Genomic DNA, 19748 nt, shown 5'->3' with positions numbered 1-19748 from the left:
AGAGACGCGTACTGCGGTTTCCCAGAAGGATTGCCGTGTAGCGTCGATCACAAGTGAATTTTGCGTTACAGTCCGCAAATGCCGTAAGCAAACGACACAACAACAATACCCTCAAGGCATGGCATCTTCGAGCAACTTTTCCTTTCTCGTCGAGCATGATCCAGTCTTCCTGAAACTGGCCACCACGGCCGAGCAGGTCTTTGCTGCCGACCCGAATACCACCCTGATCAAGCTTCGCCAGTTGGGCGAGGCCATTGCCCAAGACATAGCAGCCCGCGTCGGCATCGAATTCGGGGCCGAGACCAAGCAGGCCGACCTGCTCTTCAGGCTCGGTCGCGAGATCAACCTCGATCCGACGATCAGGGGACTTTTCCATACCCTGCGCATCGAGGGTAATAAGGCCACACACCAGTTCCGCACGTTGCACAAAGAAGCCATGGACGGTCTGCGGGTGGCCCGTGCGCTGGCCATCTGGTTTCACCAAAGCTTCGGCAAGGCCGGCAACAGCTTCAAGCCCGGCCCCTTCGTGCCTCCTGCGGATCCGAGCGCCCAACTACGCGACCTGCAATCCGAGATCGACCTCCTGCGTGCCGATCTCGCGAGCAAGAACCAGGCACTCGACAGCAACCAGCAACTTGCCGAGCTGATGCAGCAGGAGAAAGCCCAGTTCGCTGCGCTGGCGAAACAGATGGAAGGCGACGCCGCCGCTTCGCTCGCGCTGGCCGAAGAGCAAAGCGCGCTGGTCGACAAGCTCAAGGCGGAATTCGAAGCCCGCATCAAGGCGCTGCAAGCGCAGCTCGAAGACAGCCGGAAGGCTGCCCAACAAGTCACCAAGAGTACCCAGAGCGCGGCCAAGAACCTCATCCTCTCCGAGGAACTCACCCGCATCCTGATCGACCAGCAACTCGCCGATGCCGGCTGGGAGGCCGACACGCAGCGGCTGGATTACGCCAAGGGCGCGCGCCCCGCCAAGGGCAGGAATCGCGCGATTGCCGAATGGCCCACTGTCGGCAAGCAAGCGGCGGACTACGTGCTCTTTGCCGGCCTCACGCCCATCGCCGTCGTCGAAGCCAAGCGCGAAAACGAGAACGTCGCCGGCAAAATCCCGCAGGCCGAGCGCTATGCCGCCGGCTTCAAGCAGCTCGAAGGCTTCGAACCCGCCTGGAAGCTGGAGGGCCGCGGCGCCGGCTGGCCCGACGCACAGGGGCAGACCTTTGAGGTGCCCTTCGTCTATTCCAGCAACAGCCGCCCATATCTGCCCCAGCTCGCCGAACAGAGCGGCACCTGGTTCCGCGACGTACGCAATCCCGCCAATCTGGCCCGCCCGCTGATGGACTTCCACACGCCGACCGGCCTGCTCGACCAGCTGACGCGCTGCAAAGTCGCGGCCGAAGCCAGGCTCGCGGAAGAAGGCTTCGCCTACCTGCAGCTGCGCAAGTATCAGGAACTCGCCATCCAGGCCGTCGAAGGCGCGCTAGCCACCGGGCAACCTCGCTGCCTCATAGCGATGGCCACCGGCACCGGCAAGACGCGTACCATCATCGGCCTCATGTACCGCCTGCTGAAGGCCGAGCGTTTTCGGCGCATCCTCTTTCTCGTCGACCGCACCGCGCTGGGCGATCAGGCGCTGGAGAACTTCGACGAAGCCCTGCTGGAACAGAACCAGCCGCTCTCGAAGATCTACAACGTCGCGACGCTCGGCGACATGGCCGTCGAGGCCGAGACGCGCATACAGGTGGCGACCGTGCAGGCCATGGTCAAGCGCATCTTCCAGTCCGACCAGCCGCCCGGCATCGACGATTTCGATTGCATCATCGTCGACGAAGCCCACCGGGGCTACACCCTCGATCAGGAGATGACCGAGGGCGAAATGGCGGTGCGCGATCAGGCGCAGTACCTGTCGACTTACCGCCGCGTGCTGGACTACTTCGATGCAGTGAAGGTCGGCCTCACCGCCACCCCGGCCAAGCACACCACCGATATCTTCGGCAAACCGGTCTACACGTACTCCTACCGCGAGGCCGTCGCCGACGACTGGCTGATCGACCACGAGCCGCCCATCCGCTACGCGACCCTGCTTTCGCAGAAGGGCATCAAGTTCGAGAAAGGCGAGACGGTCAGCACCATCAACCTCGGCACCGGCGAGATCGAGCAATCCGAACTCGAAGACGAGCTCAACTTCGAGGTGGATGCCTTCAACCGCCGGGTCATCAACGAAGACTTCAACCGCGTCATCTGCGAGCAGCTGGCGCAGGAGCTCGACCCCTTCGGCGAAGAGAAGACGATGATCTTCTGCGCCTCCGACCTGCATGCCGACATGGTCAAGCGTCTGCTCGACGACGCCTTCAAGGCCCTGCACGGCGACTCCTACGCCGAAGCGGCCGTGCGCAAAATCACCGGCAAGTCCGACAAGGTCGGCGAGCTCATCAAGCGCTACAAGAACGAGCGCTATCCGAACATCGCCATCACCGTCGACCTCCTCACTACCGGCATCGACGTGCCGAAAATCTGCCACCTCGTCTTCCTGCGCAAGGTCCGGTCGCGCATCCTCTACGAGCAGATGATCGGCCGCGCCACGCGCCGCTGCGACGAGATCGGCAAGACCGTGTTCAAGATCTACGACCCGGTCGACCTCTACAAGGATCTTCAGGACGTCAGCAGCATGAAGCCGCTGATCAAGGATCCCAAGGTCACGCTGGAGCAACTCGTCGGGGAGCTTTTCGATCCGGCGAGCTTCGAAACCAAGGGCAGCCGCGGGGAAACGACGCATGCGCACGACGTCCTCGACGCGATCAGCCAGAAGCTCATGCGCGTGCTGCGCGACGCCACCCACAAGGCCGAAAAGAAGCCCGCCCTCAAGACCCGCCTTGCCGAGCTCGAACAGCACTGGAGCGTCCCGCCGGCCGAGCTGCACAAGCACCTGAAGGCACTCGGCCCTCAGGGCGCCGCCGACTTCATCCGCCAGCAGGCCGGCCTGCTCCGGCAGATCGATGAAGTCAGGGCCCTCGTCGGCAGCGCCTACATGCCGGTGCTGTCAGGCCACAAGGACGAATTCGTCCTGCGCGAGCAAAGCTACGGCAACTACAACAAGCCCGAGGACTACCTCGACAGCTTCGGTCGCTTCATCCGCGAGCAGCTCAACCAGTCCGTGGCCCTGGGCGTGGTGGTCAATCGCCCACGCGATCTCACCCGCGAACAGCTCAAGGAAGTCCGCCTGCTGCTCGACCAGCACGGCTACGCCGAGGCCCGCCTGCAAACGGCCTGGCGCAACAAGACCAACCACGAGATCGCCGCCAGCATCGTCGGCTACATCCGTCAGGCCGCGCTCGGCGAAGCGCTGATTCCCTTCGAGCAGCGCGTCGCCCGGGCGATGGAGCGCATCTTCGCGCTGACCGGCTGGACGCCGATGCAGCGCAAATGGCTGGATCGGCTCGCCAGGCAGCTCGGCCACGAAGTCGTGATCGACGCCGATTTCGTCAATCGCGCCTTCGCGACCGATGGCGGCACGAAGCAACTCGATGTGCGCCTCGGCGGCAAGCTGGACGCGGTGCTCGACACCCTCGCCGAAGCGCTGTGGCCCTCGGCGGCCTGACGGCGCAATAGGCTCACGGTGTGAGCCGAATAATGTTAGGATTCGGCTCACGCTTCCTCAGAATCCTCCCCCCCGAATGCTCCGCTGGATCTGGCAACACCCTGACTGGCCGGGTTTCACCTGGCAAGCTGACATGCTGGCGCCCTTGCTGCGGCAGGTGACGCTCGCCCAAGGGGCGCTGCTGGGCCGCACACAAGGTTCGGAGCCCGAGTTGCGCGCTGAATTCACGCTGGACGCCCTCCTCCAGAACATCGTCAATTCCAGCGCCATCGAGGGCGAAACGCTGAATGTGGGCTCGGTACGCTCCAGCATTGCCCGTCGCCTTGGGCTGGCCGAAGGAGAAGAAGCCCCCACGGAAGCGCGCAGCGAAGGGCTCGCCCAGATCATGTGCGACGCCACCGCGAACCTCGATGAACCGCTCACCGAAGCCCGTCTGCTGCAGTGGCACACCTGGCTGTTCGCCGGAGATGACGGCTTCCTGGGCCGACGGATCCGAATCGGCGATTGGCGCGGGCCGGATCCCATGCAGGTTGTTTCGGGCCGCATCGACCGGCCCACCGTGCATTTCGAAGCGCCGCCGCGCGAAGGGCTGGAGACCCGCATCGCCGAGTTCGTCGCGTGGTTCGACGCGAGCCGTCGCGATGCGACGCTCGACCCGCTGCTGCGGGCGGCCCTCGCCCACTTCTGGTTCGTCACCCTGCACCCCTTCGACGACGGCAACGGCCGCATCACCCGTGCGCTCACCGATCTTGCGTTGGCCCAGGGCGAACGGAACAGCATCCGTTTCTACGCCATGTCGGTCGCCATCCTCGCCGACCGCAAGACTTACTACGCCCAACTCGAAGCCGCGCAGAAGTTAGCCGCCTCAGCGGAAACCTCAGCCACGCCGCTCGACCTGACCCCCTGGCTGCACTGGTTCCTGCTCACCCTGCTGCGCGCGATCGAAACGGCGTCGGCGCAGATCGACCGGGTCCTCGGCAAGAGCCGCTTCTGGCTGCAGCACCGCGCCGACGCGCTCGGCCCGGAGCAAGTCAAGGTACTCAACCGCTTGCTGGATGGCGATCAGCCCGGCCGGGCAGGATTCGAGCACGGCATCAGCGCCGCTCAGTACCAGACCGTCGCCAAGGTGTCCAAGGCTACGGCCACACGCCATCTGGCCGACCTGGTGGCCAAGGGCTGCCTGGAAAGGCTCCCAGGCGGCGGGCGTTCCACCCGTTACCAGGTTCATTGGCCGGGCACAGGCGCCCCGGCAAATCAACTCAACAAGTGAGCCGAATAGCCATTCCATTCGGCTCACCGCATCCCCCTCAAAAGACTTAAGACATGAGCAACAACGAAATCGTCCAGAAGCTCTGGAACCTGTGCGACGTCCTGCGGGATGACGGCATCAACTACTCCGACTACGTCACCGAACTCGTGCTCCTCCTTTTCATCAAGATGGAGCACGAAAACGCCCAGAGCGGCGTACTCTCGGGCCACAAGCTGCCGGAAGGCGCGCGCTGGCCGGACATCGCCAAGCTCTCCGGGCTCAACCTCCTCAACCACTACCGCGCAACGCTGCTCGACCTGTCGAAAAGCACCGACCCGCTGCTCGCCGCGATCTATGCCGACGCCCAGACGCGTCTGAAAGAGCCGCGCCATCTGGAGCAGCTCATCAAGAGCATCGATGCTATCGACTGGTTCTCCGCCCAGCGCGACGGCCTCGGCGACCTCTATGAAGGCCTGCTGGAGAAGAACGCCACCGAAACCAAGTCGGGCGCCGGGCAGTACTTCACCCCGCGCCCGCTGATCGACTGCATCGTCGCGCTGATCGACCCGCAGCCGGGCGAAACCGTGCAGGACCCGGCCGCCGGCACCGCCGGCTTCCTGATCGCTGCGGACGCCTACATCAAGACCCGCACCGACAACCTCTACGACCTCAACGACAAGCAGCGCAGCTTCCAGCGCAACCGGGCCTTCATCGGCATGGAGCTAGTGCCCGGCACGCGCCGCCTCGCGCTGATGAACTGCCTGCTGCACGGCATGGAAGGCGATGAAGCCGGCGTCGTGCATCTGGGCAATACCCTCGGCAGCGGCGGCGCCGATTTACCCAAGAGCGACATCATCCTCAGCAACCCGCCTTTCGGCACCGCCAAGGGCGGCGGCGGTCCGACGCGGGACGACTTCACCTTCGGCACCAGCAACAAGCAACTCGCCTTCCTGCAGCACATCTACCGGCACCTGAAGGACGGCGGCCGCGCCGCCGTCGTGCTACCGGACAACGTGCTCTTCGAATCCGGCGTCGGCGCAGAAATCCGCCGCGACCTGATGGACAAGTGCAATCTCCACACCATCCTGCGCCTGCCCACCGGCATCTTCTACGCGCAGGGGGTGAAGACCAACGTGCTGTTCTTCGACAAGGTGAGCCAGAACGCCGAAGGCAGCACCAAGGAAGCGTGGGTGTACGACCTGCGCGCCAACATGCCGCGCTTCGGCAAGCGCACGCCGCTGACGCGCGGGCATTTCGAGGGCTTCGAAGGCGCCTACGCGGCAAGCCCGCGGATCGATGGAGGCGAACAGGGGCGCTTCCGTCGCTTCACCCGGGAGTGGATCCGCGAGCGTGGCGACAGCCTGGACATTGCGTGGCTCAAGGATGAGAACGCTGAGGATGCTGCCGATCTGCCGGAGCCCGCCGAACTTGCGCGGGAAGCGATGGGCGAGTTGGAAGGCGCGCTGGCGGAATTGCAGGCGATCCTCAAGGAGCTAGGTGAAGAGGCAGCGGAATGACCTCGTGGGTAGAAGCTGACCTGGCCGAAGTCTGCACTCTGATAACTGACGGCACCCATCATTCACCGCCCAACTCCGCGTGTGGCGACTTCAAATACGTCACCGCCAAGAATATTCGGCCTTGGGGATTAGACATTAACGACATTACCTATGTCGACGCCGAAACCCATCGCGGCATTTACGCTCGATGCCCCGTCGAATATGGTGATGTGCTGTATATCAAGGACGGTGTCACCACCGGCATTGCAGCATTGAATACGCTGAAGGAGCCGTTTTCGATGCTCTCTAGCGTCGCGCTGCTCAAACCGGACCGAATGGTTCTCGACTCAAGCTATCTCAAGCACTGGTTGAATAGCCCCGGCGCCTACCGCTCGATGACCGGCGAAATGACCGGCACAGCGATCAAACGTCTCGTACTCAAGCAAATTCGGGCAACTCGTATCCAAGTCGCCCCGCTCCCCGAACAAAAACGCATCGCCGACAAGCTCGACAGCGTGCTGGCGCGGGTGGATGCCTGCCGCGACCGCCTCGACCGCATCCCGGCCCTGCTCAAACGCTTCCGCCAATCCATCCTCGCCGCCGCCACCTCCGGTCGGCTCACGGAGGATCTTCGGCAAAGCGGCGCTATCGGCGACGCCGGTGCTCAAATTGCCCAATGGCTAAAGGAACGTTCAAATACTGATAAGAAACCGCCAGCAGATCCGGACCTGACTCATTGGGATCTGGAAGCTCCTCTTGGCTGGATTATTTGTAGTGTCAGTCAATTCGCCGAGTGCTTGGACAGACTACGCGTTCCCATTAAACGCGAATTGAGGAAGAACAGCTCTGGTCTTTATCCGTACTACGGAGCAAATGGAGAGGTCGGCAAGATTGATGAGTACATATTCGACGACGAATTGGTCCTCGTCACAGAAGATGAAACGTTCTATGGCCGTGAAAAGCCAATAGCCTATCGGTCAAGCGGAAAGTGCTGGGTCAACAACCATGCACACGTCTTGCGGGCACCGACCAAGACAGCAAACGACTACCTCTGCTTTGCCCTTATGTACTACAAGGTAATCCCTTGGTTGAGCGGCACCACCGGCCGAGCAAAGCTCACGCAACAGGCACTTAATACGCTGCCGATTGCATGCCCCCCCGGAACGGAAATGATGGAAATCGTCCGCCGCGTCGAAACCCTGTTCGCCTTCGCCGACCGCCTCGAAGCCCGCTACGCCGCCGCCCGCAAGCAGGCCGGGCAACTGACCCCGGCCCTGCTCGCCAAAGCCTTCCGGGGCGAACTCGTGCCGCAAGACCCGAACGACGAGCCCGCCGCCGAACTCCTCAAACGCGTCGCCGCGAGCCGTGCCGAAGCTCCGAAGGCCAGACGCGGCAGGAAGTCGGCCTGATGAAACGATCAGGGCTGCCGCTGACCGGGGAATGACCGGCAGCGGCAGGTCAAACCGGTTGAGGCGATACTCGGCCCGCTTTACCCGGAAAAAATGCGCTCCCAGAGCGATTCCGGCGAGCGGCGGCGCTTTCTGGCCTTCCTGTACTCCCAGGGCGGCATCGCCTTATGGTCCCACCTGATTTGCCCTGGCGACGGCTTCAGCGCTCTCATAAACGACCTGATCTTCGCGAGGCTGCTCCTTCCGGTAGTCCCGATACCACCACGCCATCCCCTGCGTGAGCTGCGCGAGATTCAGGTCACTGCCGTCCGTGCTGCGAAGCTTGCCAACGAGCCTTCCGTAGCGGTCGCGCTTGCTCCACTCGACCGTGACTGTCTGAATCGCCCCGGGTTTCGCGGAGGCTCCAACTCTTGAGAAGATGGAGCCATGAAGAAGACGACGAAGTTCTCCCCCGAAGTGCGCGAGCGGGCCGTGCGCATGGTGTTCGAGCAGCGCGACCAGCATGGATCACAGTGGGCGGCGATCGAATCGATCGCGGCCAAGATCGGTTGCAGCGCGCAGACGCTGTCGAACTGGGTGCGCCGGTACGAGCGGGACACCGGGCAGCGTGATGGGGTCAGCACTGCAGAGGCGGCCCGCATCAAGGAGCTCGAGCGCGAGGTCCGCGAGCTGAAGAAGGCCAACGAGATTCTGCGCCTTGCCAGCGCGTATTTCGCGCAGGCGGAGCTCGACCGCCGCAACAAGTGATGAACAGTTTCATCGACACGCACCGCGAGCGCTTCGGGGTCGAGCCGATCTGCAGGGTGCTGCAGGTTGCCCCGTCGGCCTATCGTCGCGCGGTAGCCCGTCGGCGTGATCCCGCCTTGCGCTGTCTGCGAGCCCGTCGCGACGAGGTGCTGGAGGGGCACATCGAGCGGATCTGGGAGGCAAATCTGCAGGTGTATGGAGCGCGCAAGGTATGGCGGCAGTTGCAGCGGGAAGGCGTCGAGGTCGCCCGCTGCACGGTTGAACGGCTGATGCGTGCCCAGGGTTTGCGCGGTGCAATGCGCGGAAAGGCGCTGCGGACCACCCGCCCGGATTCGATTGCGCCGTGTCCGCTCGATCGCGTCAATCGCCAGTTCGTCGCCCAGCGCCCAAACCAATTGTGGGTGTCCGACTTTACGTATGTCTCGACCTGGCAGGGGTTCGTGTACGTCGCCTTTGTGGTCGACGTCTTCGCCCGCTACATCGTGGGTTGGCGCGTCAGTCGATCCATGCAGACCGAGTTCGTCCTCGACGCCCTGGAGCAGGCCCTGTGGGCTCGTCAGCCTGAACGTAATGCCTTGGTCCATCACAGCGATCGCGGTTCCCAGTACGTCTCGATCCGATACAGCGAACGTTTGGCAGAAGCGGGCATCGAGCCGTCGGTCGGCAGCCGTGGTGATAGCTACGACAATGCCCTGGCCGAAACCATCAACGGCCTGTACAAGGCCGAAGTCATCCACCGGCGAGGGCCTTGGAAGAGCGTTGAAGCGGTCGAGTTGGCCACCCTCGAATGGGTCTCATGGTTCAACCATCACCGCTTGCTTGAGCCGATCGGGTACATTCCTCCCGCCGAAGCCGAGGCAAACTACTACCGCAACCTCAGCGAGCAGGCGGTCGCCGCCTGACTCAAACAAAACGGCCTCCGCGAAACCCGGGGCGATTCAGTCCGCCCGTATGCCAAAGCACTGAGGGAAAGCTTCGAGCGCATTCCAAACGGCTGCGACTTCTCCGGCGCATCGATGCCCGACAGCCTGACCTTGTGCTGCGTCTTCGTGCTATCGAGGACCGTGACCGTGTCACCGTCGGCAACTCCGACAACCACGCCCTTGAAAGAGTCAGCCCGGACGCTCGAAGAGGCCAGGAGAAGGATGGACAGGGCAAGGCAGCGACACTTCGCCCTGCTGGGAGCATCCGTCGATTGAAGTAGCAGCATCCCGAGTTTGGATAAGGACAGGTTGGGAAGTAGAACGCCCAATGCCAATCTTCATGTGGGCAGCCGGGGAAAAGACCGTGAACACGCCCTGACCAAGGCGGCCTCACCGCGGAGTTGGGCGACTGGCTTCACTGGGCGCGCGAAGGCTGATTGACTGGACGCGCTGGAACCGAAACGCCTGGGGTACTGATGAGCGTGCGTGGCTACCTTCAGGCCGTCGATAAGGGCGAGTTGAAGGGATTGATGCTGCGCACTCCCGTCGTCTTGAAATCTTCCGTGTTACGCGTGACGACCGTCAGGTCGTAGATCAGAGCGATGGCCGCAATCTGCTTGTCGATGGGATGCTGGGCACTCGGTGACATGAGCTTTCCCCAAACCTGAGCGCAGTCGAGGTCGAAGCCAAGAATCCGGTCCGAATAGTCGGCGACCACATTATCAAGCCAGGCCTCGAGCCGCTCGGCCTGCTGCCGGTCCCCGCGGCCGCGAATGTTATCGAGTCCTCGACGAATCTCGCCGATGGTCTGCACCGACAAATAAATGTCCTCGGCAGCCAATGTCGCGAAGAACGCCGTAACGCCTGGATTGGCGCGCCCGCCTTTGCGCAGCTCGCTGATGATATTGGTGTCGAGCAGGTACATCAGCCCTGCCTGAAGTTGAAGTCTTCATCGGTACCGACATCCGGCATGCCGGCCAGCACGTCCTTGAAGGTTCGCCGCGCCGGTCGCGCGAGGGCTGCGCGCAAGATTTCGCGGTGCTCTGCTTCAGCGCTACGCCCGTGCCGTGCCGCGGCCTCCTTCAAGGCCTGTGTTACCGACGGTTCGACGTTGCGGACAATAAGATTGGTCGCCATGGCGCCCTCCTGACGATTGCAATGCTTGCATTGTAGCCTCCGCCGCAATCATTGCAATCATCGCCGCCGCACAAGTCTGTGTCGAGGGACTTGGGGCGAGGAGTTACGGAACTTACACAGAGAACACAGGAACGTGGACGCAAAAAAAGGGCTGGCTTTCGCCAACCCTTTAATTTGCTTGAATTCGATGGTGGACCGAAAGGGGATCGAACCCTCGACCTCTGCATTGCGAACGCAGCGCTCTCCCAGCTGAGCTATCGGCCCTTAAGAGCTGCGCATTATAGCCGGCCTTTTTCGGTTATGGAAGCCAGCGTTGCGATCAGGTTTCGTCGTACTCGTCGATGCCTGCTTCTCCTTCGCCGGAGCCGACCGCGGCACGCCCGAGGCGGTCGCCGATGGCTTGCCAATCGGGAGCGTCAGGGAGCGCTTCGACGAGGATGAAGTCGGCGCCGCAGGCGTCGAGGTCGCGTAGATTGGCGTAGAGGTCGTGGGCGTAGCCGGCGGGGTCGGACGGGGTCTGGCGCCAGGTGAGGCGGGCGTCGCGGGGGTCGGCGCAGGTATGAGCGAGCACCGCGACACGGCTGCCTTCGCCGGCGAGGATGCCGGCTTCCTCGGCGAGGTGCGCGGCGGGAATCATCCGCAGCGGCGTGCGCGGCGCGTAGTGCGCGGCGAGCGAGCCCGAGACGCGCGGCGTGTCGGCGTCGGCCGCCTCGTCGGCGGCGCCCTCCTCCGCATGCGGCACGCGCAGTTGCGGGCGACGGCCGATCACGCGGGCGATGTCGTCGGCGGAGATCGCGCCGGGGCGCAGGATCACCGGCGTGTCGCGCGACAGGTCGAGGATGGTCGATTCGATGCCGACTTGGCAGGCGCCGCCTTCGAGCACGAGCGCGACTTTGTCGCCGAGCTCCTCGCGCACGTGGGCGGCCGTCGTCGGGCTGATGCGGCCGAAGCGGTTGGCCGACGGTGCGGCGATGCCGGAGTCGAAGGCGCGCAGCAGCGCGAGCGCCACCGGATGATCGGGCACACGCAGGCCGACCGTGTCCTGGCCGCCGGTGACAGCGTCGGGGACGTCGTCCTCGCGCTTCAGAATCATCGTGAAGGGGCCGGGCCAGAAGGCCTTCGCGAGCGCGAGGGCTTCCTTCGGGATGGCGCGGGCCCAGCGCGTCAGATGCGAGGCGTCGGGTAGATGCACGATCAGCGGATGGTCCGCGGGGCGGCCCTTCGCGCTGAAGATCTTGCCGACGGCTTCGACGTTGAGCGCATCGGCGGCGAGGCCGTAGACGGTCTCGGTGGGCATGCCGACGAGTTCGCCCGCGCGCAGCTGGTCGGCCGCGCGCTGGATGTCCTCAATGGACGCGGTGGCCGAAGCCGGTCGCGGCTCAGTGCTCGCCATCTTGGATGCCGATTGCCTCACGCGCCGCCAGCGCCGCCGCCAGCACCTTCGCCGGATCGGCGCCGATCACGGTGAAGTGGCCCATCTTGCGGCCGGGGCGGGCGTGGTGCTTACCGTAGAGATGCAGGCGCAGACCGGGTACCGCGTGCAGCACGGACCAATCCGGCTCGCGATAGTGGCCGTCGGCCTCGTACCACAGCTCGCCAAGCAGGTTCACCATCACGGCGGCGCTGTGTTCGCACGGCTCGCCGAGCGGCAGGCCGCAGAGCGCCCTCACCTGCTGCTCATATTGGCTGGTGACGTTGGCGTCGATGGTGTGGTGGCCGCTGTTGTGCGGGCGTGGCGCCATCTCGTTGACGACGAGTTGGCCGTCGCAGACAAAGAACTCGACGCCGAGCGTGCCGATATAGCCGAGCTTCTCGGCGATGCGGCGGGCAACGTCGCAGGCCTGCTCGGTCAATGCCGGCGAAAGGCGCGCGGGCACGATCGTGACGTCGAGAATGCCATGTCGATGGCTGTTCTCACCGGGCGCGAAGTTGCGCACGTTGCCGGCCTCGTCGCGCGCGAGCACGACTGAGACTTCGGCGTCGAGGTGCAGCATCTTTTCGAGCACGCAGGCTTCGCCGCCGAACTGGTGGAAGGCGTGGATCGCGCCCTCCAGGCTCGCGACGCGCGCCTGGCCCTTGCCGTCGTAGCCGAAGCGGGCAACCTTGAGTACGGCCGGGAACAGCGCCGGGTCGGCGTTGCGCAGGTCGTCTTCGCTGCGGATCGCGGCGAAGGGGCCATGCGGCAAGCCGTTGTCGGCGAGGAAGGTCTTCTCGGCGATGCGGTTCTGGCACACCGCGACGGCGCTCGCCGACGGGTGCACGGGAATGAACTTCGCGAGGTAGTCGAGCGTGGTCGCGGGGACGTTCTCGAACTCGGTCGTGACCGCCGCGCAGTTGGCGGACAGCTCGTCGAGCGCGGCGAAGTCTTCGTAGGCGGCGACGAGGTGGCGGTCGGCGATCAGGCCGGCGGGACTGTTGGGATCCGGGTCGAGGACCCACACCTTGTAGCCCATTTCATGGGCGGCAGAAACGAAGAAGCGGCCGAGCTGGCCGCCACCGAGCATTCCCAGCGTTGCGGGCGGCAGGATCATCATCAGACCTCGTCGAGCGTCATCTCAAGCACGGCCTGGGTCTGGCGCGTACGGAACTCTTCGAGCTTCGCGGCGAGCGCAGCATCTTCGTTCGCGAGCAGCGCGACCGCGAAGAGTCCGGCATTCGCGGCGCCGGCCTCGCCGATCGCGAAGGTCGCGACGGGAATGCCCTTCGGCATTTGGACGATGGAGAGCAGCGAGTCCTGGCCGGACAGCGCCTTCGACTGCACCGGCACGCCGAGCACGGGCAAGGTGGTCTTGGCGGCGACCATGCCCGGCAGGTGGGCCGCGCCGCCGGCGCCGGCGATGATCGCCTTGAGGCCGCGGCTGCGCGCGGTGTCCGCGTAGGCGAACATCAGGTCGGGCGTGCGGTGCGCCGAGACGACCTTGGCCTCGAAGGGCACGCCGAATTCCTTCAGGACCTTGGCCGCGGCCTGCATCGTCGGCCAGTCGGAGTTCGATCCCATGATGATGCCGACGACGGGCTTGTCGCTTGCTGCGTTCATCGCATCAACCCTTCTTGCGCAGCGCGCGTTCGGCCGACTCGACGGTGTTCGCGAGCAGCATCGTGATGGTCATCGGGCCGACGCCGCCGGGCACCGGAGTGATCGCGGAGGCGACTTCCTTCGCCGATTCGAAATCGACGTCGCCGCAGAGCTTGCCGGCGTCCGGGCCTTCAGTGAGGCGGTTGATGCCGACATCGATGACGACCGCACCGGGCTTGACCATGTCGCCCTTGACGAAGCGCGGCTTGCCGATCGCGGCGACGAGGATGTCGGCGCGACGGGTGTGGAAGGCGAGATCGCGCGTCTTGGAGTGCGTGACGGTGACGGTGGCGCCGGCGTTGGTGAGCAGCATCGCCATCGGTTTGCCGACGATGTTCGAGCGGCCGATCACGACGGCTTCGGCGCCTTGCACCGGAATGTTCTCGGCTTCGAGCATTTTCATGACGCCGTGCGGGGTGCAGGGCAGGAAGGCTTCCTGGCCTTGTGACAGACGGCCGACGTTCTCGGCGTGGAAGCCGTCGACGTCCTTTTCGACCGAGATCGCTTCGAGGACTTCGGCTTCGTTGAACTGCTTGGGCAGCGGCAGTTGCACGAGGATGCCGTGCACGGCGGGATCGGCGTTGAGTTCGGCGATCTTGGTCATGACGACGTCGGCGGCGACATCACTGGCGAAGTCGAAGCGCAGCGAGCGGATGCCGGCCTTTTCGCAGCCGGAGACCTTGTTGCGGACATACACGGCGGAGGCGGGATTGTCGCCCACCAGGATCACCGCGAGGCAGGGTTGCACGCCCTGCGCGGTGAGTTGCGCCGCACGTTCGGCGAGTTCGCCGCGCACGCGCGCGGAAAGCGCGTTGCCATCGATGATGCGAGCCGTCATGGTCGAAGCCCTGAATGAAAAACCGCGCATTTTATCGCAGGATCAGGGGCTTGTGCGATTCTATTCTGTGGTGTCGCAGGGGGATTTCTGAGCGTCGCGTGGGGTTAACTTTGATGATGGAGGGATGGCTTCGATCCGCCCCCGCCGGCGGCTGTTCCGCGCTTCGTTGGCGCAAGCGGACGCCTCAGCACGGAACAGCCGCCATCGGGGGCTGCGCCGTGCTGAAGTGATTGGATTGGGGCTTCGGGATTGTCGCTGACGTGGTGGCTTAGGCGGCGACCGCTTCGCCGGCTACTGCTTTGCGGCCAGCCTCGAAGGCTTCGCGGTTGGCTTCGACGAGTTGGGGTTTGCGGGCGCCGAAACGGGCTAGGACGGCGTCGCGCAGGACGCCTGCCGGGAAGGGCAGCAGGTCGGAGCTCGCGCCGAGCATGACGGTGTTGCCGAGGCGGATGTTGCCGAGACCCAGCGCGATGGACGTTGCGTCGAAGGCATGGACCGTGAGGCCGAGCGCACGCATCTTGTCGACCGGGTCCTCGGGGTACGGAAAGAGGCCGAGGTTCACGACCGGCGGGACGATGCAGCCGGTATTGACCAGCGCCACACCGCCGGGCTTCAGCATGTGACTCCATCGCAACGCCTCGGCCGACTCGAAGGCGACGAGCAGGTCGGCTTCGCCCGGGCCGATCTGCGGCGAGCGGATTTCCTTGCCGAAACGCAGTTGCGAGGTGACGACGCCGCCGCGCTGGCTCATGCCGGCGACTTCGGTCTTCTTGACGTCGAAGCCAAGCGAGATCGCGGCTTCGGCGAGGATTTCGGTAGCGGTCATGACGCCCTGCCCGCCGACGCCGCAGACGAGGATGTTGGTGATCTGGGACATGGCGTTCACTTCCTGATGAACTGGAGGGTCTGGACGGGCGCGGCGTGCTGGATGGCTTCCGGTGCGCAGGGCTGGACGCACAGGCCGCAGCCGGTACAGGCGGAGGTTTCGATGCGCACGAAGGAGAGGTCGACTTCCTTGCCGGAGGCTTTCACGACCTTGTCGCGGCGCGTGACGTGGATCGCCGGACAGCCGACCTCGACGCAGTTGCCGCAGCCGGTGCAGCGGTCTTCCTGGACCATGTAGGGCTGGGTCGGCTTGTAGTCGTCGATCAGCACGCAAGGGCGGTTGGTGATGATGACCGAAGGCTCCTCGATCTTGGTTTCCTCGCGGATCGTCTTGAAAAGCACCGGCAACTGGTAGGGATCGACGACGTGGATGCGTTCGCGGCGCACGCCGAGGGCTTCGCACAGTTGCGCGAAGTCGACGCGCGAGCGTTCCTCGCCGTGGATGTCGCGCCCGGTGCCGGGATTGTCCTGGCCGCCCGTCATGCCGACGGCGCGGTTGTCGAGGAGCAGCACGGTGACGTTGCCGCGATTCCAGGTGATGTCGAGCAGGCCCTGCATGCCCATGTGCATGAAGGTCGAGTCGCCGATCACCGCGACGATCTTCTTGTTGGCGTCGGCCGCTCCCCTGCCCTTGTCCATGCCGAGCGCGGTGCCCATCGACGCGCCCATCGAGATGCAGGTGTCGAGCGCGTTCCAGGGGTGGCCGGCGCCGAGCGTGTAGCAGCCGATGTCGCCCGAGATGATGATGTTGCGCATCTGCGAGAGCGTGTAATAGACGCCCAGATGCGGACAGGCGACGCACATCGTCGGCGGGCGCGGGAAGACCTGTTGGGCGGCGACGTGCTCGGGGGGCTCGACGACTTCGCCCTGCAGTCGCGCGACGGCCGGCTTCAAGACGTCGGGCACCAGTTCGTGCAGGCGGGGCAGCACATCCTTGCCGTGACAGGCGATGCCGGCGGCCTTCAGTTCGGTTTCGATGAGCGGCTCGGTCTCCTCGACGACGAGCAGCGCATCGACGCTTGCCGCAAAGGCGCGCAGGCGCTCGATCGGCGCCGGACAGGAGAGTCCGAGCTTGAACACCGGCGCATCGGGGAAGGCGTCGCGCACATGCATGAAGGCGGCACCGGAGGTGACGAAGCCGATGCGGCGATCGCTGCCTTCGATCACCTCATTGAGCGGCGAGACCTCGGTTTCCGCGCGCAAGGCGGCGTCCCGCTCGAGCATCTTCGGCAGACGCGGCTTGGCGTTACCGGGCACCATGACCCAGTGGCGCGGATCCTTGACGAAGCCGGCGGGCTCGACCTCGATCCGGGAGCCGGTCTGTACCAGGCCCTTCACGTGGCAGATGCGCGTCGTCAGGCGCAGGATCACCGGCACGCGGAAGCGCTCGGAGAGCTCGAAGGCCGCGAGGGTCATCGAATACGCTTCCTGCGAGTCGGACGGCTCCAGCACCGGCACGTGCGCGAAGCGGCCCCAGTAGCGCGAATCCTGTTCGTTCTGCGACGAGGACATCCCGACGTCGTCGGCGACCGCAATCACGAGGCCGCCCTCGGTGCCGGTGACGGTCATCGTCATCAACGCGTCGGAGGCAACGTTCAGCCCGACGTGCTTCATCGCGCAGAAGGCGCGCGCGCCGACCATCGAGGCGCCGAGCGCGACTTCGAGGGCGACCTTCTCGTTGATCGACCACTCGGTGTAGAGATCGAGATAGCGGGACAGCACCTCGACGATTTCCGTCGAGGGCGTGCCCGGGTAGGCGGCGGCGACCCGAGTGCCGGCCTCCCAGACGGCGCGGGCAACGGCGTCGTTGCCGGACAGGAACAGGCGCGCGGGCGCCGGGAGCGTCTGGGATACGGGCATGACTCGGCTCTCCGAGTTGAGGAGAGCAAATCTTACCGATCGGTCAGCTTTGCTCCGTTGACCCAGATCAATCCTGCCCACGTTCGCGGCACGGCCGCGAACGCGTCACACTCAGCCGACGCGGAAACCGGCGGTCAGCTGGTCCAGCGCATCGGCGCTCTGGGTAAGCCTTTCGGTCGACTCGGTGCTGCTGCGGATCTCGTCGCTGCTGCGTTCGGCCATCTCCGCGACTTCCTGCATGTTGGTCGCGACGCTGTTGCTCGCCGAGGTCAGCTCCTTCATCGACAGCACGACCTCTTCGAGACGGCTGAGCGTGTCGTGCGCACCTTCGCGGATCTCGCGCAGGGCTTCGGCCGCCAGCCTTGAAAGTTTCGCCCCCGAATCGACCTTGGGTACGATCTCCTCGATGCTCGCGACGGCGCTTTCAGTCTCGGCCTTGACCGAGACGATCACCTGCGAGATCTGTGCGGTGGCCGCGCCGCTGCGCTCGGCAAGCTTGCGCACCTCGTCCGCGACGACCGCGAAGCCGCGGCCCTGCTCGCCGGCGCGTGCCGCCTCGATCGCGGCATTGAGCGCCAGCAGGTTGGTCTGATCGGAGATCTCGCGGATCACGTTCGCGATCTCGCCGATTTCGCCGGAGCGGTCGCGCAGAATCTGGATCTGCTTGGCGGCGCTCGTGACGGTCTCGGAGATCTGCGCGATGCCGTCGGATGCGTCGCGGGCGAGCTCCTCGCCGCGCTGCGCGATGTCAGCCGTGCGACGCGAATTGCCGCGCGCCTCCTCGGTGTTTTCCGAGACGTGCGCGACGCTCACCGCCATCTGTTCGATCGCCGCCGCGGTGCTACCGGCGACTTCGGTCTGGCGCATCGAGGCGTCGTGGATCGCGCGCCCCGCGCCGGCGGCCTGACGCACCGCCTCGCTGACATCGTGGGCGTTGTCGCGTACGCGGCGGATCACTTCGGACAGACGCGACTGCATCTGGTCCATCGCGTAGGTGATGCTGCGGCTGTCGCCCGCCTTGACCGTCATGCGGGAGGTCAGGTCACGGTCGGCGATGCTGGCGGCAATCCGCTGCAGATCCGCAGGCTCGCCGCCCAACTGGCGCAGGATCCCGCGGCCGATGTACCAGGACACTCCCAAAATCATCAAAGCCGCAAGGAGGCCGAGGAGGATCGAATCGAGCGCGTGGTGCCGGAAGACTTCCTCGACGTCGTTCACATAGACGCCCGAACCGACGATCCAGCCCCAGGGCGCAAACCCCTTGACGTAGGACAGCTTGGGTTGCGGCTCATTCGAACCGGGCTTCGGCCACAGGTAGTCGACGTAGCCCGAACCGGATTTGCGCACGACGTCGACGAACTCGACAAACAGGTGCTTGCCCTTCGGATCGGCCGTATCCCGCATGTCCTTGCCGTCGAGCTCCGGCTTGATCGGGTGCATCAGGGTATGAGGCACCATGTCCGTGATGAAGAAGTATTCGCCGTCGCCGTAACGGAGCCCCTTGACCGCAGCCTTGGCCGCCTTCTGGGCATCGTCCTTGGACAATTCACCGGCCGCCTCCAGTTTCTGGAAGTGCTCCACGACCCCGATCGCGGATTCCACCGCATGCCGGACGCTCGCCTGACGCTCTTCGAGCATCACCTCCCGAAGCGAGGTGACGGCTTCGAGCATGACTGCCGCGAACAATGCGAAGGCGATGATGACGATAAGACGCAGGCGCGTGCCTACGCTCACTTGATATAGATTGACCACGATCCTTCCCCCTCGAAAGGAAATCAATAACCGGCCTCTGCGGGCCATATCCGTATATCGGACTCTGTGCGGAAATCTTGAGCGGGCAGGCCGCCAGCCCCGAGATTTATTCCATTGTGCTAAGAAACTCGGCCACGGCATCGATCTCCGCGTCGGAAATATTCTCGACGACGGTGTGCATGACCATGTTGGGCGACGTCCGTGAAAAGTCGCGGAAGGCGCGCAACTGGGCGACCAGGTACTGCACGTTCTGGCCCGCCAGCCGCGGGAGGTAGAGCGCGCCACGGCCGAGCGGTCCGTGGCAGGTCGTACAGGCCGTCACCCCGTGCTCGAAGTGCCCACTGAAATAGAGGCGGCGTCCGGTCTCGATCAGCTCGGTTCGCCCGCTGCGTTCGGGCACCAGCGTCTTGGCGCTGAAATACTCGGCGAGCGCGCGCATCTCGCCGCCGCTGAGGTCCTCGACCTTTTCCTTCATCCGCGTGCTCTTGCGCACGCCGGTCTTGAAGTTCGCCATCTGGCGCGTCATGTAATCGACGTTCTGCCCGGCGAGTTTCGGAAATTCGGGCTCGCTGCTTTCGCCGTTGAGCCCGTGGCATTTGTGGCAGCGCTCGCGCACGAGTTTCTCGGCCGGACGGTCTTCACCCGCCTGCGCGGACGCGGTCGCGGCGAGTGCCAACATCAACAGGGCTGCATACCCGATTTTCATAGTTCGATCTCCCGTGTCAACCGTATGCCGCTTGCCACGGACTACACCACGGCGATCATTCACCTTGCATGAACTTTG

Annotated in this window: 16 protein-coding genes, 1 tRNA gene and 1 other annotated feature; of the genes, 5 read left to right on the top strand and 12 right to left on the bottom strand. The window is 64.6% G+C overall.

Annotated elements, in window-relative coordinates; translation table 11 throughout:
- The first annotated feature begins 118 nt into the window (after positions 1 to 118).
- From hsdR to AZKH_RS07215, 4 genes are all read left to right on the top strand, one after another.
- Positions 119 to 3592: a type I restriction-modification system endonuclease gene (gene hsdR / locus AZKH_RS07230; RefSeq protein ID WP_015435096.1), complete on the top strand. Its 3474-nt coding sequence runs from the start codon at positions 119 to 121 to the stop codon at positions 3590 to 3592.
- 76 nt (positions 3593 to 3668) lie between these two features.
- On the top strand, positions 3669 to 4862 hold the full coding sequence (locus tag AZKH_RS07225; RefSeq protein ID WP_041656002.1) for a Fic family protein: 1194 nt from the start codon (positions 3669 to 3671) through the stop codon (positions 4860 to 4862).
- 53 nt (positions 4863 to 4915) lie between these two features.
- Complete coding sequence (locus tag AZKH_RS07220; protein ID WP_015435094.1) at positions 4916 to 6358, top strand: class I SAM-dependent DNA methyltransferase; 1443 nt, start codon at positions 4916 to 4918, stop codon at positions 6356 to 6358.
- Entirely contained in the window at positions 6355 to 7746 is a 1392-nt protein-coding gene (locus AZKH_RS07215; protein ID WP_015435093.1) for a restriction endonuclease subunit S, read from the top strand. The genes AZKH_RS07220 and AZKH_RS07215 overlap by 4 nt, the downstream gene beginning before the upstream one ends.
- A 165-nt stretch (positions 7747 to 7911) precedes the next feature.
- On the opposite strand, the gene AZKH_RS27975 is transcribed toward AZKH_RS07215, so the two are convergent.
- On the bottom strand, positions 7912 to 8250 hold the full coding sequence (locus tag AZKH_RS27975) for a thermonuclease family protein (protein WP_083903157.1): 339 nt from the start codon (positions 8248 to 8250) through the stop codon (positions 7912 to 7914).
- Between AZKH_RS27975 and AZKH_RS07200 the strand changes: the two genes are divergently transcribed.
- Positions 8173 to 9395, top strand: a protein-coding gene (locus AZKH_RS07200) for an IS3 family transposase (protein ID WP_156822060.1) whose coding sequence is annotated in 2 segments (ribosomal slippage) — positions 8173 to 8455 and positions 8455 to 9395 — 1224 coding nt in all. Because the reading frame shifts where the segments join, the coding sequence is not laid out codon by codon here. The genes AZKH_RS27975 and AZKH_RS07200 overlap by 78 nt on opposite strands.
- Positions 8451 to 8567 (top strand) — a sequence feature (AL1L pseudoknot). Its footprint overlaps the gene before it by 117 nt.
- Before the next feature lie 517 nt (positions 9396 to 9912).
- On the opposite strand, the gene AZKH_RS07190 is transcribed toward AZKH_RS07200, so the two are convergent.
- From AZKH_RS07190 to AZKH_RS07140, 11 genes are all read right to left on the bottom strand, one after another.
- Positions 9913 to 10341: a type II toxin-antitoxin system VapC family toxin gene (locus AZKH_RS07190; RefSeq protein WP_015435089.1), complete on the bottom strand. Its 429-nt coding sequence runs from the start codon at positions 10339 to 10341 to the stop codon at positions 9913 to 9915.
- Positions 10341 to 10553, bottom strand: coding sequence for a hypothetical protein (locus AZKH_RS07185; RefSeq protein ID WP_015435088.1), 213 nt, complete (start codon positions 10551 to 10553; stop codon positions 10341 to 10343). The genes AZKH_RS07190 and AZKH_RS07185 overlap by 1 nt, the downstream gene beginning before the upstream one ends.
- Positions 10554 to 10741: 188 nt before the next feature.
- Positions 10742 to 10817, bottom strand: a tRNA-Ala gene (locus tag AZKH_RS07180).
- 55 nt (positions 10818 to 10872) lie between these two features.
- Positions 10873 to 11946: an L-threonylcarbamoyladenylate synthase gene (locus AZKH_RS07175; protein WP_015435087.1), complete on the bottom strand. Its 1074-nt coding sequence runs from the start codon at positions 11944 to 11946 to the stop codon at positions 10873 to 10875.
- On the bottom strand, positions 11933 to 13084 hold the full coding sequence (locus AZKH_RS07170) for a 5-(carboxyamino)imidazole ribonucleotide synthase (RefSeq protein ID WP_041657047.1): 1152 nt from the start codon (positions 13082 to 13084) through the stop codon (positions 11933 to 11935). The genes AZKH_RS07175 and AZKH_RS07170 overlap by 14 nt, the downstream gene beginning before the upstream one ends.
- Before the next feature lie 2 nt (positions 13085 to 13086).
- Positions 13087 to 13590 (bottom strand): 5-(carboxyamino)imidazole ribonucleotide mutase, encoded by a 504-nt coding sequence (gene purE / locus AZKH_RS07165; protein ID WP_015435085.1) that lies wholly within the window; start codon positions 13588 to 13590, stop codon positions 13087 to 13089.
- Positions 13591 to 13594: 4 nt separating this feature from the next.
- Positions 13595 to 14467, bottom strand: a complete 873-nt coding sequence (gene folD / locus AZKH_RS07160) for a bifunctional methylenetetrahydrofolate dehydrogenase/methenyltetrahydrofolate cyclohydrolase FolD (RefSeq protein ID WP_015435084.1) — start codon at positions 14465 to 14467, stop codon at positions 13595 to 13597.
- A 268-nt stretch (positions 14468 to 14735) separates the two neighbouring features.
- Positions 14736 to 15344 carry an indolepyruvate oxidoreductase subunit beta gene (locus AZKH_RS07155; protein WP_015435083.1) on the bottom strand — a complete coding sequence of 203 codons (609 nt, stop codon included), beginning with the start codon at positions 15342 to 15344 and terminating at the stop codon, positions 14736 to 14738.
- Between the two features lie 5 nt (positions 15345 to 15349).
- Positions 15350 to 17212 (bottom strand): thiamine pyrophosphate-dependent enzyme, encoded by a 1863-nt coding sequence (locus AZKH_RS07150; RefSeq protein ID WP_015435082.1) that lies wholly within the window; start codon positions 17210 to 17212, stop codon positions 15350 to 15352.
- Between the two features lie 111 nt (positions 17213 to 17323).
- Positions 17324 to 18964 carry a methyl-accepting chemotaxis protein gene (locus tag AZKH_RS07145; protein ID WP_015435081.1) on the bottom strand — a complete coding sequence of 547 codons (1641 nt, stop codon included), beginning with the start codon at positions 18962 to 18964 and terminating at the stop codon, positions 17324 to 17326.
- Positions 18965 to 19070: 106 nt separating this feature from the next.
- Positions 19071 to 19670 carry a c-type cytochrome gene (locus AZKH_RS07140; RefSeq protein ID WP_015435080.1) on the bottom strand — a complete coding sequence of 200 codons (600 nt, stop codon included), beginning with the start codon at positions 19668 to 19670 and terminating at the stop codon, positions 19071 to 19073.
- Positions 19671 to 19748: the final 78 nt, after the last annotated feature.

Source organism: Azoarcus sp. KH32C, from assembly GCF_000349945.1.
GTDB lineage: Bacteria > Pseudomonadota > Gammaproteobacteria > Burkholderiales > Rhodocyclaceae > Aromatoleum.
This window is presented reverse-complemented; position numbering and strand designations above follow the sequence as displayed.

What these genes read in the sequence shown, in the direction of transcription:
- hsdR (WP_015435096.1), top strand. Translation starts at nt 119, where the DNA reads ATGGCATCTTCGAGCAACTTTTCCTTTCTCGTCGAGCATGATCCAGTC.
- AZKH_RS07225 (WP_041656002.1), top strand. Translation starts at nt 3,669, where the DNA reads ATGCTCCGCTGGATCTGGCAACACCCTGACTGGCCGGGTTTCACCTGG.
- AZKH_RS07220 (WP_015435094.1), top strand. Translation starts at nt 4,916, where the DNA reads ATGAGCAACAACGAAATCGTCCAGAAGCTCTGGAACCTGTGCGACGTC.
- AZKH_RS07215 (WP_015435093.1), top strand. Translation starts at nt 6,355, where the DNA reads ATGACCTCGTGGGTAGAAGCTGACCTGGCCGAAGTCTGCACTCTGATA.
- AZKH_RS27975 (WP_083903157.1), bottom strand. Translation starts at nt 8,250, where the DNA reads ATGCTGGTCGCGCTGCTCGAACACCATGCGCACGGCCCGCTCGCGCAC.
- AZKH_RS07190 (WP_015435089.1), bottom strand. Translation starts at nt 10,341, where the DNA reads ATGTACCTGCTCGACACCAATATCATCAGCGAGCTGCGCAAAGGCGGG.
- AZKH_RS07185 (WP_015435088.1), bottom strand. Translation starts at nt 10,553, where the DNA reads ATGGCGACCAATCTTATTGTCCGCAACGTCGAACCGTCGGTAACACAG.
- AZKH_RS07175 (WP_015435087.1), bottom strand. Translation starts at nt 11,946, where the DNA reads ATGGCGAGCACTGAGCCGCGACCGGCTTCGGCCACCGCGTCCATTGAG.
- AZKH_RS07170 (WP_041657047.1), bottom strand. Translation starts at nt 13,084, where the DNA reads ATGATCCTGCCGCCCGCAACGCTGGGAATGCTCGGTGGCGGCCAGCTC.
- purE (WP_015435085.1), bottom strand. Translation starts at nt 13,590, where the DNA reads ATGAACGCAGCAAGCGACAAGCCCGTCGTCGGCATCATCATGGGATCG.
- folD (WP_015435084.1), bottom strand. Translation starts at nt 14,467, where the DNA reads ATGACGGCTCGCATCATCGATGGCAACGCGCTTTCCGCGCGCGTGCGC.
- AZKH_RS07155 (WP_015435083.1), bottom strand. Translation starts at nt 15,344, where the DNA reads ATGTCCCAGATCACCAACATCCTCGTCTGCGGCGTCGGCGGGCAGGGC.
- AZKH_RS07150 (WP_015435082.1), bottom strand. Translation starts at nt 17,212, where the DNA reads ATGCCCGTATCCCAGACGCTCCCGGCGCCCGCGCGCCTGTTCCTGTCC.
- AZKH_RS07140 (WP_015435080.1), bottom strand. Translation starts at nt 19,670, where the DNA reads ATGAAAATCGGGTATGCAGCCCTGTTGATGTTGGCACTCGCCGCGACC.